The 15,721-nt window shown below is 74.8% G+C and carries 11 protein-coding genes; 6 read left to right on the top strand and 5 right to left on the bottom strand.

Annotation, left to right across the window (positions count from 1 at the left end; translation table 11 throughout):
- Positions 1–278: 278 nt before the first annotated feature.
- The 5 genes from O7602_RS12360 (at position 279) to O7602_RS12340 (ending at position 4,635) form a co-directional block, all read left to right on the top strand.
- The gene (locus O7602_RS12360) at positions 279–1,121 is read left to right on the top strand and encodes a BTAD domain-containing putative transcriptional regulator (protein ID WP_281588920.1); all 843 of its coding nucleotides are present in this window, start codon (positions 279–281) and stop codon (positions 1,119–1,121) included.
- Between the two features lie 96 nt (positions 1,122–1,217).
- Positions 1,218–1,562, top strand: coding sequence for a TcmI family type II polyketide cyclase (locus O7602_RS12355; protein WP_281588918.1), 345 nt, complete (start codon positions 1,218–1,220; stop codon positions 1,560–1,562).
- Between the two features lie 220 nt (positions 1,563–1,782).
- Positions 1,783–2,769 (top strand): helix-hairpin-helix domain-containing protein, encoded by a 987-nt coding sequence (locus tag O7602_RS12350; RefSeq protein ID WP_281588916.1) that lies wholly within the window; start codon positions 1,783–1,785, stop codon positions 2,767–2,769.
- Positions 2,770–3,106: 337 nt separating this feature from the next.
- A complete protein-coding gene (locus O7602_RS12345; protein ID WP_281588915.1) occupies positions 3,107–4,309 on the top strand; it encodes a low temperature requirement protein A in 1,203 nt (400 codons plus the stop codon).
- A gap of 119 nt (positions 4,310–4,428) precedes the next feature.
- Positions 4,429–4,635: a hypothetical protein gene (locus O7602_RS12340; protein ID WP_281588914.1), complete on the top strand. Its 207-nt coding sequence runs from the start codon at positions 4,429–4,431 to the stop codon at positions 4,633–4,635.
- 185 nt (positions 4,636–4,820) lie between these two features.
- Here the strand turns inward: O7602_RS12340 and O7602_RS12335 are convergent, their stop codons facing one another.
- The 3 genes from O7602_RS12335 to O7602_RS12325 all read right to left on the bottom strand — a co-directional run bounded on the left by O7602_RS12335 (position 4,821) and on the right by O7602_RS12325 (position 10,865).
- On the bottom strand, positions 4,821–6,917 hold the full coding sequence (locus tag O7602_RS12335; protein WP_281588912.1) for an amino acid transporter: 2,097 nt from the start codon (positions 6,915–6,917) through the stop codon (positions 4,821–4,823).
- Between the two features lie 125 nt (positions 6,918–7,042).
- Positions 7,043–7,813: a DUF5995 family protein gene (locus O7602_RS12330; protein WP_281588910.1), complete on the bottom strand. Its 771-nt coding sequence runs from the start codon at positions 7,811–7,813 to the stop codon at positions 7,043–7,045.
- Positions 7,814–7,925: 112 nt separating this feature from the next.
- Entirely contained in the window at positions 7,926–10,865 is a 2,940-nt protein-coding gene (locus tag O7602_RS12325) for a helix-turn-helix transcriptional regulator (RefSeq protein WP_281588908.1), read from the bottom strand.
- A gap of 189 nt (positions 10,866–11,054) precedes the next feature.
- On the opposite strand from O7602_RS12325, the gene O7602_RS12320 reads away from it, so the two are divergent.
- Positions 11,055–13,676: an adenylate/guanylate cyclase domain-containing protein gene (locus O7602_RS12320; protein WP_281588906.1), complete on the top strand. Its 2,622-nt coding sequence runs from the start codon at positions 11,055–11,057 to the stop codon at positions 13,674–13,676.
- 122 nt (positions 13,677–13,798) lie between these two features.
- On the opposite strand, the gene paaI is transcribed toward O7602_RS12320, so the two are convergent.
- Together paaI and paaK are read right to left on the bottom strand one after the other, a co-directional pair.
- The gene (paaI, locus tag O7602_RS12315; RefSeq protein ID WP_281588905.1) at positions 13,799–14,278 is read right to left on the bottom strand and encodes a hydroxyphenylacetyl-CoA thioesterase PaaI; all 480 of its coding nucleotides are present in this window, start codon (positions 14,276–14,278) and stop codon (positions 13,799–13,801) included.
- Position 14,279: 1 nt separating this feature from the next.
- Complete coding sequence (gene paaK / locus O7602_RS12310; protein WP_281588903.1) at positions 14,280–15,587, bottom strand: phenylacetate--CoA ligase PaaK; 1,308 nt, start codon at positions 15,585–15,587, stop codon at positions 14,280–14,282.
- Positions 15,588–15,721 lie beyond the last annotated feature (134 nt).

Below are 15,721 nucleotides of genomic sequence, written 5' to 3'. Positions count from 1 at the left end.
CGCCGCGTCACCCGGGCGTCAACCGGGCACCCTGGGGCCAGAAAAATGGTGACGCTGCGTTGACGCAAACTGTGCGTGAGCTATGCGAAGATCCACTTACGTCTGCCCATTGACGACACTTATTCGCAGATCACAGGCGACTTACGAGTCCGCTACGGAAGACCAACGGTGTCATCGGCCGTTGACTGAGAGTAACAGGCGTTGATATTCTCCGTTCCGGTAGGCCCGACCGCGGCACAGGTCCGGCGAGGCGTGGCGGAGGCGTAGGGGGGTGCGCCGTGTCCAAGGGAGCGGGAATGCCGACGGCGGGACATCCCGCCCCCCGGGTGGCGCTGCGCCTGCTCGGCGGTTTCCAACTGCTGCACGACGACGTGCCGGTGGTCGTGCCCCGCGGCCTGCAACGGGTCATCGCGCTCATCGGACTGCGCCCGGCCGCCACCCGCAGTCACCTCGCCGGCCTGCTCTGGCCCGAGACCTCCGAGGAACGGGCGCTCTCCTCCCTGCGTACCGCGCTGTGGCGACTCCGCCAGGACCCGTGCTGCCCGTTACGGACCGACGGCGACACCATCCGCCTCGGCCCCACCGTCCACCTCGACACCGACGAGCTGGTCGAGACCGTCACCCGGGTCCGCGCCGGCGCGGCCCCCCGCGGCGCCACCGGCGCCGGCCGGCACGACCTGCTCCCCGGCTGGTACGAGGACTGGGTCCTGCTGGAACGGGAACGGCTGCGCCAGCTACGCCTGCACATGCTCGAAGAACTCGCCGGCAACCACCTCGCCGCCGGCCGCCACGGCGAGGCGCTCGAAGCCGCGCTGGAGGCGATGGCCGCCGAGCCGCTGCGCGAGACACCGCACCGCCTGGTCGTCCGCATCCACCTCGCCGAGGGCAACGCGTTCGAGGCGGTCCACTCGTTCTACGTCTACCGGGACCTGCTCCTGCGCGAACTGCGCCTGGAACCGTCCCCGGCCATGACGGCGCTGCTCGACGACACGCTCGCGCCGATCCGGCGGGCCAGCCGCCCGGACCCGCCGCCACCCCCCGCACGGCCCGCCGCCACCCCCCGCCCGCGCGGCGGGGCACGGCCGTCACCGCCACCATCAATGCCCAGGGGTACGCCGTGACGGCGAGGTGACACCCGCGCCGGCACGGTGGACACACGACGACAGCCGCCGTCCGGCCGGGGTCGACGCGGCAGCAGCGCGGCGGAAGGGGTTCCGATGAGTCGACTGTTGGTGGTCAGCCGGATCGCGCCCGGAGCGCAGGGCCGGGTGGCGCAGATCTTCGCCGAGTCCGACGCGACCGAGCTGCCCCGGCTCACCGGCATCCGGCACCGGTCGCTCTACTACCTGCACGACCTGTGCGTCCACCTGATGGAGACCGTCGACGTCGTCCCCGACCCGGCCGAGCTGCGCGACCACCCGCTCTACGAGAGCGTCAACGAACGGCTGTCCGCGCACACCTCGCCGTACCTGCCGACCTGGCACTCCCCCCGGGACGCCGTGGCCGGCTGCTTCTACAGCTGGGACTCCGCCGACACCCCCGCGCCCGACCGGATCCGCTGACACGGGACCGGGCCACCGACGGGGCACCCCGGGACCGCGCACGGCACCAGGTCCCGGGGTGCCCTCCCCACCCACGGTCATCCTCCGGACACCGGCCGACACGGTCCGTCCCACCGCCGCCGCGCCACCGCCGACCTGCCTGTCGCCCCGCGCGCACGTGTGCGAAGCTGCCCCGAGCTTTCTCGTGACCGTTGTGCGCGTACATAGAAGGAGGTTGGCCATGCCGTCGAGCTTCGGGCAGTGGCTGCTCTTGATCCTGGCCCTGCTCATCGGACTGGGTGTCGGTTGGGTGGTGAGCGGACGCCGCGCCGGCGCCCGCGACACCAGTCCCACTGTGGACGGTGCCGCCGCTGCGGCCCCCGCGGTGACCGCCACCGTCGACGAACCGCAGCCGGCCGCGGTGGTCGACGAGACGCCGGCCCCGGCCGCCGTCACCGACCAGTCGGCCCCGACCACCGCTGACGCCGCCCCGACCACCGACGCCGAGCCGGCCCTCGCCACCGGGACCGACGCTGCGCCGATCGTCGTCACCGCCGAACCCGAGCCGGCGCCCGCCACCGCGGCCGGCCCGGAGCCGACGCTCGCCACCGGGGCCGACGCTGAGCCGACGCTCGCCACCACCCCGGACCCGGTCCCGGCGGACACGGTCCCGGCGGACACGGTCCCGGCGGACACGGTCGCGGTGGACGAGCCGGTTCCGGCGGAGCCGAACCGGACCGAGGCGACCGCGGATCTGGCCGGCACCGCCGGCGAGCCGACGCCCGCCACGCCGGAGCCCGCCGCCATCGCGGAACCGGAGCCGGCTGCCGCGGACGCCGCGTCCGCACCTGTCGTCGACGAGCCGGCGCAGTCGCCGGTGGCCGCGGAACCGGCGCCGGTCGCCGCGATCGCGGAACCCGCACCGGTCGCCGTCGAGCCGGCCGCCGCGCCGATCGTGCCGGCGCCCCGCGCCTCGGCCGAGAACGACGCGCCGGACGACTTCCGCCGCATCCAGGGCGTCGGGCCGAAGCTCGCCGCCGCCCTCCAGGAGGCCGGCATCCGCACCTACCACCAACTGGCCGAGATGGACGAGGCCACGCTGCGCGAGACCGTGAAGGCCGCCGGCCTGCGCGCCGCGCCCGGCCTGGCCAGCTGGCCGCAGCAGGCGAGGGTGCTGGCCGGTGCCCGGTCCGAGGCCGACCGCGTGCTCCCGACCAGCGCCGAGTAGCCAGCGCCGAGCAACCCACACCCGCCTCCGGGCCGGTGGCGACCCGGGTCGCCACCGGCCCGGCGCGTCTCCCCCGGCGGCGCGCCCCCGCAAACCGCGCCGCACCGGCGGCCAGGCACACCGGAGCGGCGGCCCGGCCTGCCACCTCCCTGAACCGGAGACGCCGCCCGCCGCGTACCTCGTCGGGTCGTCGGGTGTCGTCCGGGCGACGCGGACGCCGCGCGGCCCCGCGGGCCGGGCGCGGCGGAATGCCGGAAAGCCGACGGGCGCGGACGGGCATCGTTACGGTCGGTGAGGGGGTGGGGCGGCCCGAATCCCGCCACCGCAGGAGCAGCCCGTGCCCACCGCGACGCCGGAGCCCGCCGGCCGGCGACCGCCGGTCCGCGATCCCGAGGCGTCGCGCCGGGTGACGCTGCTGGAACTCTTCTTCGACCTGGTGTACGTGGTGGCGCTCGCCCTGATCTCGCGTTACCTGGTGGGCGCGGTCGGTTGGGAACGGGCCGCGCAGTCGCTGATCATGCTGATGGCCATCTGGTGGATCTGGGCGATCACCACCCTGGTCACCGACCTCTACGATCCGCAGCGCGCCGAGATCAAGCTGCTGGTGGTGGCGGCCATGTTCGGCGCGCTGCTGATGACCACCGCCATCCCGGAGGCGTTCGGCGCCCGTGGGCTGATCTTCGCCGGCACGTACGTCGCGATCCATCTCGGACGCGGGCTGTTCCTCATGCCGGCGGTTCATCGCGAGCCGCAGACCCGCCGCCGAGCCATCCGGGTCTTTGTCTGGTTCGCGGTGTCGGCGGTGCCGTGGCTCGTCGGGGCGCTCGCCGCGCACGGTATCGCCCGGATGTGGTTCTGGGCGGCGGCGCTGGCCGTCGACTACCTGGGCTTCCGGCTGGCGTATCCGGTGCCCGGCCTCGGCGCGGTGCCGGACGCCCAGCGCAACGTGACCGCCGAGCATCTGTCCGAGCGTTACCAGCAGTTCTTCATCATCGCGCTCGGCGACGCCGTGCTGGTCTCCGGCACCGTGTTCAGCCGGTATCACTCCGAGGTGGAGAACATCGCCGCGTTCACCATCTCGTTCGGCGTCACGCTGCTGCTCTGGCGCATCTACGTGCACCGGTCCGGGGAGCTGCTGCCGGACGCCATCGCGCGGTCCAACCAACCGAGCCGGTTCCTGAACACCGCCCCGTACACCCATCTGCTGATGGTGGCCGGCGTGGTGACCACGGCGGCCGGCTTCGACCTGGTGCTGCTGGAACCGACCGGGCGGACCCCGCCGGCCTGGTTGGCGGTCATCCTCGGGGGCCCGGCACTGTTCCTGGCCGGTCGGGCCGCCTTCGAGTACGAGGTGTTCAGCCGGGTGTCGTGGTCGCGCCCGGGCGGCGTCCTGGCACTGCTCGCCATCGCGCCGGCGCTGGCGTTCCTCGCCCCGGTGTACGCCGCCGGCGGCGCTCTGCTGGTGCTGGCCGGGGTGGCCGTCGCCGACCACCGGCGCAGCCGTGGCCGCCCGCCGGAGGAACCGGCGCCACCGCATTGAACCACGACACCGGTAATCGGAATCGGCCGCACGGGACGGGGGCGCCCGTTTGGCGGACAACCCCCGCGGGGTACATGCCCTGCACCTCGAATCCACCACAACCCCAGTGGAGGCAACTGATGCGCGGCACCTCGATACTCGGCGTCCTGGTCGTCATCTGGCTCATCATCGGCGCCATCGCCGCCGGGCAGCGCGGCTACTACGGCAACGACGAGACGAACTGCGCGGAGGCCGGCACGATCCTGGTCACCATCGTGGCCGGCCCGCTGAACTACATCGGCGCCAACCCGAAGATCGACTGCAAGCTTCCCGAGCCGTCCAAGTAGGCCGCCTCAACCGCACTCTCCCCGGCCCGCGCCCGCCCATCTCGGCGGGCGCGGGCCGGTTCGTGTCCCTGGTACCCACCGTCACCACCCCTAGGCCATCCTAGGAGGCTGGGTTCTAGGCGTGGGGTGTTAAGAAGGGCCCCCTCCTCTACCGAATGCGTTAACCGGGGCCCCCTCCTTACACCTCAACCACCGACGTGAATGCCCGGCCTACGGGTGCGGTCGGGCTCGGACTTGCGGATGATCTCGCGGACCACCGGCGGGGTGTCGCCGCGCCCCAGGATCAGGTAGCGCAACAGGTGCGCGATCGGGTTGCCCTCCGACCACTCGAAGTGGCAGTGCGGGCGCACCCCGGTGGCGTCGCGCAGCGCGAGCAGGATCGCCGCGATCGCGTTCGGCGCGGCCGGGCTGCCGGCACGCAGGATGCGGTGTCCGCCGACCTCCACCCCGTGCACCCGCAACACCTGGCTGAACTGCGACGGGTCGCTCACGTCGATCTCCAGGAAGATCACGTCGGCGGCGCCGGGCACCGGATTCATCGACCGCTGCGCCCGCTCCTTGACCCGGTACTCCTTCACCGATCCGCGCTGCCGCTTGTTGGCGATCAGGTGCAGCCGCCCGTCCCGGGCGACGGACTCGTCGACGAACCGCCGGGCCGCGCCGTCGAACTCGATCCGCTCGGCGCGCAGCTCGGTGGTCCGGGTCACCCGGGAGATCAGCGAGACCGCGATGATCCCGGCGATGAAGAACCCGGAGATGGTGATGCCGTCGGGTTTCGCCACGACGTTCTCCGCCAGCGCGTACAACAGCACGGCGGTGAGCACCGCGAATCCGGTCGCGGCGGCCCGGTGCCGGCCGCGCAGCGCGGAGATGGTCACCGCGATCGCGCCGGAGACCATCATCGCCAGGATGCCGGTGGCGTAGGCGCCGGCCTGGGCGTTCACGTCGGCGGAGAACGCGACGGTGATCGCGATGCTGATCGCGGTGTAGACGAGCACGACCGGGCGGACCGCCCGTCCCCACTCCGGCGCCATCCCGTACGAGGGCAGGTAGCGCGGCACGATGTTGATCAGCCCGGCCATCGCCGAGGCGCCGGCGAACCAGAGGATGAGCACGCTGCTGATGTCGTAGACGGTGCCGAACGCCTCGCCCAGGTGCCGGTGCGCGAGGTATGCCAGCGCCCGGCCGTTGGCGGCCCCGCCCGGGGCGAAGGCGGCCGGCGGGATCAGCACGGTGGTGACGAACGTGGTGGTGACCAGGTACACCGACATGATCAGGGCGGCCGTGGTGAGCAGCCGCCGGGTGCTGCGGATCCGGGCGGCCAGCCGGCGCTCCGGGTCCGCGCCGTCACCCCGCACCAACGGCATCATGCTCACCCCGGTCTCGAAGCCGGACAGGCCCAGCACCAGCAACGGGAAGGCGAGCACGCTTGTGGCCAGCACGTCCCCGGCGCCGCCGACCCGGGTCAGCCGGCCGGTCCAGTCGGCGAGCAGCCCGGGTGCCGCGGCGATCTCGGTGAGACCCGCGACCACCACCACCGCGTTCAACCCGAGGAAGACCACCACGAGCGGGATGGCGACCTGCACGGCCTCGCTGAACCCGAGCAGGAACACGCCGCCGAGGACCAGCAGCAACACCACGGTCACCAGCACCGCGGCGGTGGCGCCGTGCGGGAACGACGCGGGCAGGACCGGGTTCTCCAGCAGGTGCACGGTGGCGTCGGCGGCGGAGAGCGTGATCGTGATGATCCACGAGGTGGCCACGAAGCCGAGCAGCACCAGCACGAATATCTTGCCGCGCCAGAACGGCAGCAGCCGCTCCAGCATGGCCACCGAGCCCTGCCCGTGCGGGCTCTCCCGGGCCACCCGCCGATACATCGGCAGCATCCCGAACAGGGTCAGCGCCACGATCAGCAGGGTGGCCAGCGGGCTGAGCGCGCCGGCCGCGACCGCGGCGATGCCGGGCAGGTAGGACAGGGTGGAGAAGTAGTCGACGCCGGTCAGGCACATCACCTGCCACCAGGGGTGGGCCCGGGACTGGTGTTCCCGTATCTCCGGGCCGACCGGCTCGACCCGGTGCTGGAACAGCCAACGGTGCAGCCGGTCGGCCGGAGCGGTGGGCCGGGCCGGCGTGTCGACCCGCTCCGGCAGGGCGCCGGGGACCAGGCCGGCCCGTTCGCCGGGCTCGGCGTGGTGGCCGGCTCGGGCCGCGGCGGCGTCGTGCGCCTCGCGGCGCCGGTCCCGCGTACGCCGGGGCCGCTCCCCGTCCCGTGCCTGCGCCATGACCCGACGGTAGGCGGTGCCCGGGTCACGTCCCGCCGGAATGCCGGATCGGGGAAGGGAACGAGTCGGACGGCGTCCCCGCGTCCCGCGCCCGGACGGCGGGACGCGGGGACCCCCCGTCCCGGCTATTGCAGGAACGCCCCGAGGGGCGACAGCAACAGCCGGCCGAGCAGCGCGGCGTTGTCGTCCAGCCGCGTCCGCTCACACTCGCGGGCGTGCGGGTCGTGGCGGCAGTGCCAGATCTTCTGCGCGTTGCGCCAGGCCACGTTGCGGGTGTATTCCACCAGCTCGCCCTGGTACCAGTCGTCGATGTCGCCGTTCACCATGTCGATCATGAGTTGCCAGTGGTCCAGGTAGCCGCGGCGCAGGTCCGGGATCCGCTCGGCGAAGATCTTGTTGATCTCCAGGTAGTCGCGGTGCTGGTCGCTGCCGTCGACCGGCTCGGACTCCAGGCTCTCCAGCGTGGTCACCAACGCGAACGGCAGGTCGTAGTTGATGTGCGCGTTCACCCCGGCGGCGGCCGACGGCAGCGGCCGGGCGTCCGGGCCGCGCATCCGCTTGAACAGGCACGACCAGGCTCGCGGCGTGCTCGGGCTGGCGTCGGTCCAGAACCGCAACGCCTCGAAGTAGCGGGCGGCGAACTCCACGTCGAGCCGGGCCAGGAACGCCGGGTCCACGAACCGGTCCTCGTAGAGGCCGTCGAGCACGGTGCTGGTGATGACCAGATAGAGCCGGTTGAAGTCGGCAAGCGGGCAGCTCGCCTCCAACGGCGGGAGCCGGACCAGCAGGTCCTGCAACTTGGTGAGATGGTCGACGACCGCCGGCACGTCGGCGGGGTGGTCGGCGAGCAGCCCGACGATGTCCTGGTGCACGGGACCCCAGACCGGTTCGGTCATCTCTCCTCCACGATGGTCGGCGCCCCCCACGACGCCACCCGATTCCGTCGGACAGCCTGCCAGCCGCCGGACACGCGTCGGATCAGTAGAACGACGTATTGCCGACGTACGTCTATACCGGCCGGTTACGCAGGAAGATGGCGCTGGCCTGCACCCGGGTGCGGACGTGGAGCTTGTCGAAGATGTGCGACACGTGCACGCCGATGGTCCGCTCGCTGATGAACAGCCGCTGGCCGATCTCCTTGTTCGTCAGCCCCTCGGCCACCGCGGCGAGCACCTCCCGCTCCCGCGCGGTCAGGTCCGCCAACTCGTCCACCGCCGGCACGGCCGGCGCCGCCACCCGCTGCCGGGGCACCGGCGCGAGGGTCGGCGCGTCCTCCAGGGTGATCCGGGCCCGGCCGGCCAGCGTACGGATCTCCGCGCTCAACGGCACCGCGCCGAGCGACAGCGCCATCGCGTGCGCCTGGCGCAGCAGCTTGCCGGCGGTGGCCACCCGGCTACGCCGGGCCAGCAGCGCCTCGGCCTGCCGCAGGCGAGAGTACGCCGCCGGGTACGGATGGTGACGCCGGTCCCACTCGGTGGCGGAGCGACCCCACAGCTCCGGATCGCCCCGGCCGTCGTCCAGCCGGCTCAGCTCGGCGGCGCACAGCGCCAGGAAACCGTCGGCGACGTACCGCACCGGCGCGCCCGCCTTCTCGCTCTTGCCGGCCACCCGGTCGACCACCTCGCGCAGCCGGCGCACCGCCGTCGGATCCACCTCGACCGTACGGCTGGCCGCCGCCTCGGCCTCCGCGCGCAACCCGTGCCAGGCCAGCGTGGCCAGCACGATGACGTCGTCGGAGCGGCTCTCGGTCAGGCCCCGCTGGACGGCCTGCCGGGCCAGGTCGTGCCGGCCCTGCCACATCGCCAGCCCGGCGCGCAGGATGAGCATCGGCAGCACGTGCCGGGCCCCGCCGCCGGCCAGCACCGTGGCGACGGCCTCCAGGTCGCGGTCGCTGGCCTCGACGTCGCCGTACCCGACGGAGAGCCGGCAGCGGGCCAGCAGCAGCTCGACCGCGTCCGCGCCGGACGGGCGGTGCCGCAGCGCGGCGGCGACGACCTTCTCCGCCTCCGCCCACTGCCCCACCCGGAACAGCCCGTTCGTCGCCACCGCCAGCAGCCGCGTCTCCCAGGTGCGGCCGAGCCCCAGCTCGGCGACGCGCTCGGCGCCCCGGCGGGCCACCACCACCCCCTCCTCGCAGATGTTGAGCGGCCCGGTGAGCAACTCGGCCAGGTGCAGGTAGGCGCAGGCCACGTCCTCCGGCCGGCCGGAACGCTCGGCGGTGTCCAGGGCCCGCCGCATCACCGCCAGCCCGGCGGTCGGGTCCTCCAGGAACGCCTCGCTGAAGCCCAGCGCGGCGCTGGCGAGCACCACCTCCGAGGTGGAGCCGGGCACCCCGGCGGCCAGGTCGAGCGCCTCCCGGGCCTGGTCGCCGGCCTCGGCGTAGCGGCCCAGGTGCAGCAGCAGCTCGGCCAGCCGGGCCGCGGCCGTGCACCGCTCGCGCGGGGTGCAGTCGGCCGAGTCGAGCACCCGCCGGTATTCCTCCTCCGCCGGGGCGGAGCGGCCGGCGGCGGCCAGGTAGCGGGCCCGCCGGATGTGCAGCGCGCAGGCCGGCGGGCCGGTCGGCTCGGCGGACAGCTCCGCCAGCAGGCTCAGCGCCCGGGCGTGCTCGCCACTGTGGTGCGCGGCCTCGGCGGCGTTGCTGAGCAGCTCGGCGCGGTCCACCTCGACCGGCTCGGGTCGGCTGCCGTCCGACGGCACCGGCGGCGGGGTGGCCGCCAGGGTCAGCGCGGCGGACCAGTGGCGGTGCGCCTCGGCGTACCCGTGCAGTCGTTCCGCCTCGCGGGCGGCGGCCATCGCCGCCGGCAGCGCCCGGGCCGGCTCGCCGGCCTGCCGCCAGTGGTGGGCCAGCCGGGCCTGGTGCAGCTCGGCCGGTACGGCGGTGAGCGCCTCGGCGTAGCGGCGGTGCAGCGCGGCCCGCTCGGCGGGCAGCAGCTCACCGGCGAGGATCTCGGCGACCAGCCGGTGCCGCAGCCGGTAGCCCTCGTCGGCGCCGACCAGCAGGCGGTGCGCCACCGCCTCGCGCACCGCGTCGAGCAGCTCGTCCTCGGGCAACCGCACCACCTGGCCCAGCAGCCAGTGCTCGACCGGCTCGACGCCCGCGGCGACCGCCTGCACCACCGCGTGCGCCGGCTGGGGCAGCGCGTCGACCCGGTCCAGGAAGACCTCGCGCAGCGTGTCGGAGAGACCGTCGCGGCCGTCGCGCCGGTCACGGGCCAGCTCCTCCACCACGAACGGGTTGCCGCCGCTGCGCTGCCACAGCAGGTCGGCGGCGTCCTGGGGCAGGGGCGCGCCGGCGATCGCGGCGGCCAGCTCGTCCGTGCCGGCCCGGTCCAGCGGCAGCAGGTCGACCACCCGGACCGAGCGCAACCGGCGCAGCTCGGTGAGCACCCGGCGTAGCGGGTGCGCGCCCCGCAGCGCCTCGGCGCGGATCGCGGCGAGCACCGACAGTTGCAGGTCGCCCAGGCCGGCGAGCAGATAGAGCAGGAGCTGGCGGGTGCTCCGGTCGACCCACTGCAGGTCGTCGAGGACGAGCACCAGAGGCCGACCGCCGGCCACCAGGTGCAGGCCCTGGGCGACGCGTTCCAGCAGCGCGCCGGCGCCGTCCGGACCGGGATTCTCCTCGTCGAAGACCTGGAGCAGGCCACGGACCGCCGAGGTGGTGCGCGCCTCGGCCTGGTCGGCGTCGAGCCGACGCAACGCCTGACGCACCGGGTGCAGCGGCGAGGCGTCGCCGATGTCGAGACAGGTGCCGGTGAGCACCAGCGCGCCGGCCTGCCGCAACCGGTCCCCGACCTCGGCGAGCAGCCGGGTCTTGCCCACCCCGCTCTCGCCGGTGAGGAACACCGCCGCGGTGTGCCCGGGCGCGACGCCGTCGAGCAGCGCCGACCGCAACGTCGCCACGGTCCCGGCCCGGCCGACGAGCGGTGCGGTGTCCACGTCGCTGGCCATGGAACGCAGCCTAGTCACAGGGTCCCGGACCGTTCTACGGCCTTATGGCTCCACTCGTACCTCTCGCGTCGACAACACGACTAACGGTTGCGCGTGGTCGACATACGTCGTCCTACCGATCCCCCGAGGACCCGGTGGTGACAGTGTCCGGAGGTCGTCGGGCACCGGACCAGGGAAAGGGTGGGTGCGATGTTGATCACCACGCCCGTGGGGAGTCGGGAAGCCGTCACCGCGGCGCGCTGGCCGGTGCCGGAGGAACGCCGCACCGTCACCGTGCTCTTCGTCGACATCGTCGGCTCGACCGGCCTGGTGGAACGACTCGACCCGGAGGACGTCCGGACGCTGCAACGGGTCTACTTCGGCACCGTGTCCGGAGTGCTGCGCCGGTGGCGGGGCGTGGTGGAGAAATACGTGGGCGACGCGGTGATGGCGCTGTTCGGCGCGCACGACTGCGACGGCTTCGACGCGTACCGGGCGGTCCGGGCCGGACTCGAGATCCAGGCGGCGCTGGACCGGCGGACGCCGGACGAGACCCGGCTGCGGGTCCGGGTCGGCGTGGCGACCGGCGAGGTGCTCGTCGACCTCGTCGGCGCCCGCGACGGCGGCCACGGCGCGGCGAGCGGCGCGGTCATCACCACCGCCGCCCGGCTCCAGGCGTACGCGCCACCCGGCGGGGTGGTGGTCTGCCCGAGCACCCGGCGGGCGGTCGCCGGGCTCGTGGAACAGCGTCGACTCGCGACCGTGACGATCGCCGGCAAGGCGGTGCCACTCGACGTGTGGCGGGTCACCGGGGTGTCCCGGCGCCAGCCGGCCCGGCACCACGAGCCGCTCGTCGGCCGGCGGCGGGAACTGGCCGGCGCGGCCGACGAGGTGACCCGTGCGCTGCGGGAACGCCGACCACGGTGGATCTCGCTGACCGGGCCGCCGGGCAGCGGTCGCAGTCGGCTCCTGCACGAGTTGACCCGCGCCGTGCCCACGGTGGACGGCGCGACGGTGCGCTGGTGCGTGGCGCACTGCCCGCCGTACCCCGACGGGGACCTCGCGCCAGTCGCCGACCTGGTGCGCGCGCTGCTCGCACCGGACCCGACCGGCCGGGCAGCCACCGTACGTCCGCTGTCCGGCACGGCGGTGGGCGGCGCCGCGCTTGCCGCGTTCCTCGCCGCGCCGCACGACGCGGCGGCCGGGGCCCGGGCCGCCACGGCCTGCCGTGAGCTGCTGCTCGACCGCGCCGCGGGCAACCCGCTCGTGGTGGCCGTGGACGACCTGGACCGGGCCGCGCCGGCGCTGCGCCGGTTCCTACGCCAGTTGCAGGTCGCGGCCGGCGACCGGCGGCTGGCGCTCGCGGTGGTCGTCACCCATGGCGCCGGCTGGGCCGACCCGGGGCCCGCCCCGGGCGGTCGCCGCCGGGTGTGGCTGCCGCCGCTCGGCGCACGGGACACCGGACGCCTGTTGCGGCACCTGCTCGACCGGGCCGGACGGCCCGCCGCGCTCGCCGCCCGGCTGCTGCCGCTGGTCGGCGGCAACCCGGCCGTCGCCGCCGCGTACGCGACGGCCGACCCCGCGGACGAGCCGGCCGGGGTCCCCGCCCCGGTACGCCGGCGGGTGGACGCCCGGCTGGACCGGTTGGACGGTACGCAGCGCGCGGTGCTGATGGCCGGCGCCGCGCTCGGCGGCACGCTCGCCGCCGGCACGGTCGAACGGATGCTCGGCTGGCCGGCCGGGCGGTCCGGGCCGGCGCTGCGCGCCCTGGCCGCGACCGGCCTGCTCCGCCGCGCCGACCGGGCAGCCGGCGCGGGTACGGGTGGACCGGAAGCGCCGGACTGGACCATCGCCGAGCCGGTGGTGGTCCAGGTGGCCGCCCACCGGCTGACCCGCGCGGTACGGGCGGACTTCGCCCGCCGGCTCAGCGGCGTCGGGCCGGTCCCGGCGATCCGCCCCGACCGCGTCGATGTCCGCGCCGTGGCCCGCACCGGCGTCAACGCCGGACCTGGCGCACTCGTCCGCCGGGGTGCCGACACCAGGGCACGTGCCAACGCCGGTCCGGGCGCGAACGCCGGACCGGGCACGAACGTCCGGCCAGGCGCCGGGACGGGTTCCGGTGTGACCGACCGGGCCGCCGGGCCAGGCGGGGCGGCGGGGCCGGGCATCGGCATCGGTCCGGAGGCCGGCGGCGGCATCGGTCCGGGAGCCGGCGGCGGCGCAGGTGCCGGCGTCGGCGTCGGCCCGGGAGCCGGCGTCGGCATCGGTCCGGGAGCCGGCGTCGGCATCGGTCGGGTGGCTGGCGGCGGCGCAGGTGCCGACGTCGGAGCGGGCACGAGCGTCCGGCCAGGTGTCAGAGCCGGCAACGGGGTCCCCGAGTGGGCGGGCCCCCTCGTGGTTCGACGGTCGGCCGGACAGCCGGCTGATGCTCCCGCCGCGCGCCCTCGGGCCGCGGCGGGCGCCGGGATCGGTGTCCCCGCGCCGGACGCCGACGAGCGGGTGATCTGCCCGCTCGGGGCGGGACGGTCGCACCGGTCGGGTGGAGGGGCCCGACCGGCGCCCGTCCCGCCGTCCCGGTCGGACGGGTCCGACGCGACCGGGACGCTGCCCGAACGACCTGGGTACGCCGGTTCCGGCATCGCCCGGGCCGGTCCCCCACGGACGGCCGCGACCGGACGGGACGCGCCCGCCACGGGGCCGGGCGTCCGGGCCGGGGTCATGCCGCGTGTCCCGGCGACGCTCGGGTGGACGACCGGCCCGCCCGAACGGGTGCGCCGGAGCCGACGGGTGGCCGCCACGCCACCCGTCACCCCGCTCGGCGTCGCCGCCTGAGCGGCCGGGTCCGGGTCGGAGCGGGCACGGGGCCGCTCCGACCCGGACGGGCGCGCGCCCCCGCGGGCACGGGTGTCCGCCCCGGCGGGCCGCGTGGGCGCGCGCCCCGGCGGGCACGGGTGTTAAGCGGGGGCCCCTCCTCTACCGGAGGCGTTAAGCGGGGCCCCCTCCTTAACCACCCGGCTGCGCCCGCGGAACTCGGCCACCACCTCGTCGCCGCGCCGGACGGTCACGTCGTAGATGCCGCTGCGGCCGTGCCGGGCCCGCTCGGTGGCGTACGCCTCCAACACGTCGCCCTCGCGCACCGGGCGCAGGAAGCTGATCTCGCCGCCGGCGGCCACGGTGACCGGTCCGTGGCTGTTGCACGCAAGCGCGAACGCGGTGTCGGCGAGCAGGAACACGTAGCCGCCGTGGCCGATCGCGTGCCCGTTGAGCATGGCCGGGGTGACCCGCATCCGGGCCACCGCCGCGCCGCCGCCGGCCGAGACGAGCTCGATGCCGAGCCCTTTCGAGGCGACGTCGGCGTCGAACATGTCGTGCGCCGCGGTGCGACCGGCGTCGAACATGTCGTGCGCCGCGGTGCGGCCGTCGTCCGCCGCCATCTCAGCGCTCCCGCCGCTTGTCGACGATGCGACGCATCTTGCCCATCGAGCGCTCCACCCCGTCCGGCTCGATCACCCGGACCGCCACCGAGACCCCGATGGTGTTCTTGACCTGCTCGACCAGCGCCGCGCCGGCCCGTTCGGCGTCGGCCACGGCGGCGCCGGCCCGCCGCTCCACCTGGACGGTGAGTGTGTCCAGCCGCCCCTGCCGGTCGAGCACGCACTGGAAGTGCGGCGACAGGGCGGGGGTACGCAGGATCAGCTCCTCGATCTGGGTCGGGAACACGTTCACTCCCCGGACGATCATCATGTCGTCGGTGCGTCCGGTGATCTTCTCGATCCGCCGCATCGGACGGGCCGTGCCGGGCAACAGCCGGGTGAGGTCCCGGGTGCGGTAGCGGACCACCGGCGTGGCCTCCTTGGTGAGCGAGGTCAGCACCAGCTCGCCCCGCTCGCCGTCGGGCAGCACCGCGCCGGTGACCGGGTCGATGATCTCCGGGTAGAAGTGGTCCTCCCACAGGTGCAGGCCGTCCTTGGTCTCCACACACTCGACGGCCACGCCGGGACCCATCACCTCGGACAGCCCGTAGATGTCCAGCGCGTGCATGTCCAGCCGCTGTTCCAACTCCCGGCGCATGTCCTCGGTCCACGGCTCGGCGCCGAAGACGCCCACCCGCAGCGAGGTGGCGCGCGGGTCGACGCCCTGGCGTTCCATCTCGTCCACGATGGCCAGCATGTAGCTGGGGGTGACCATGATGACCTCCGGTTCGAGGTCGCGGATCAGCATGACCTGGCGCTCGGTCATGCCGCCGGACACCGGGATCACGGTGCAGCCCAGTTCCTCGGCGCCGTAGTGCGCGCCGAGCCCGCCGGTGAACAGCCCGTAGCCGTACGCGACGTGCACCCGGTCGCCGCGCCGGCCGCCGGCCGCCCGGATCGACCGGGCCATCAGTGTCGCCCAGGTGTCCAGGTCGGCGCGGGTGTAGCCGACCACGGTGGGGCGGCCGGTGGTGCCGGAGGAGGCGTGCAGCCGGGCGATCCGCTCGCGGGGCACGGCGAACATGCCGAACGGGTAGTTCTCCCGCAGCTCGGCCTTGGCGGTGAACGGGAAGCGGGCCAGGTCGGCCAGGTCGCGTACGTCGTCGGGGTGCGCGCCGGCGGCGTCGAACGCGCGACGGTAGTGCGGCACGTGGTCGTACGCGTGCCGCAGCGACCGGCGTAACCGGTCCCGTTGCAGGGCGCGCAGCTCGTCCACGCCGATCCGCTCGACGGGATCCAGCTCGTCCGGCCGAGGGGTGCGGTCCTGCACGGGTGCCTCCTGCGCGACGGGCCCGACGCCGCCGCGCCGGGCGGGATGCCGATCACCGTACGCCCGTACCGGGGGTCCTGCCAGGTCAGCGCCGTTCCGCAGGTCGCCGGGGCCCGCCGCGGGCGGCGCGGACG

It is taken from the genome of Micromonospora sp. WMMD1128 (genome assembly GCF_027497235.1).
GTDB lineage: Bacteria > Actinomycetota > Actinomycetes > Mycobacteriales > Micromonosporaceae > Micromonospora.
Note: the sequence above shows the minus strand (reverse complement) of the source record. Positions and strands in the feature narration are given on the sequence as shown.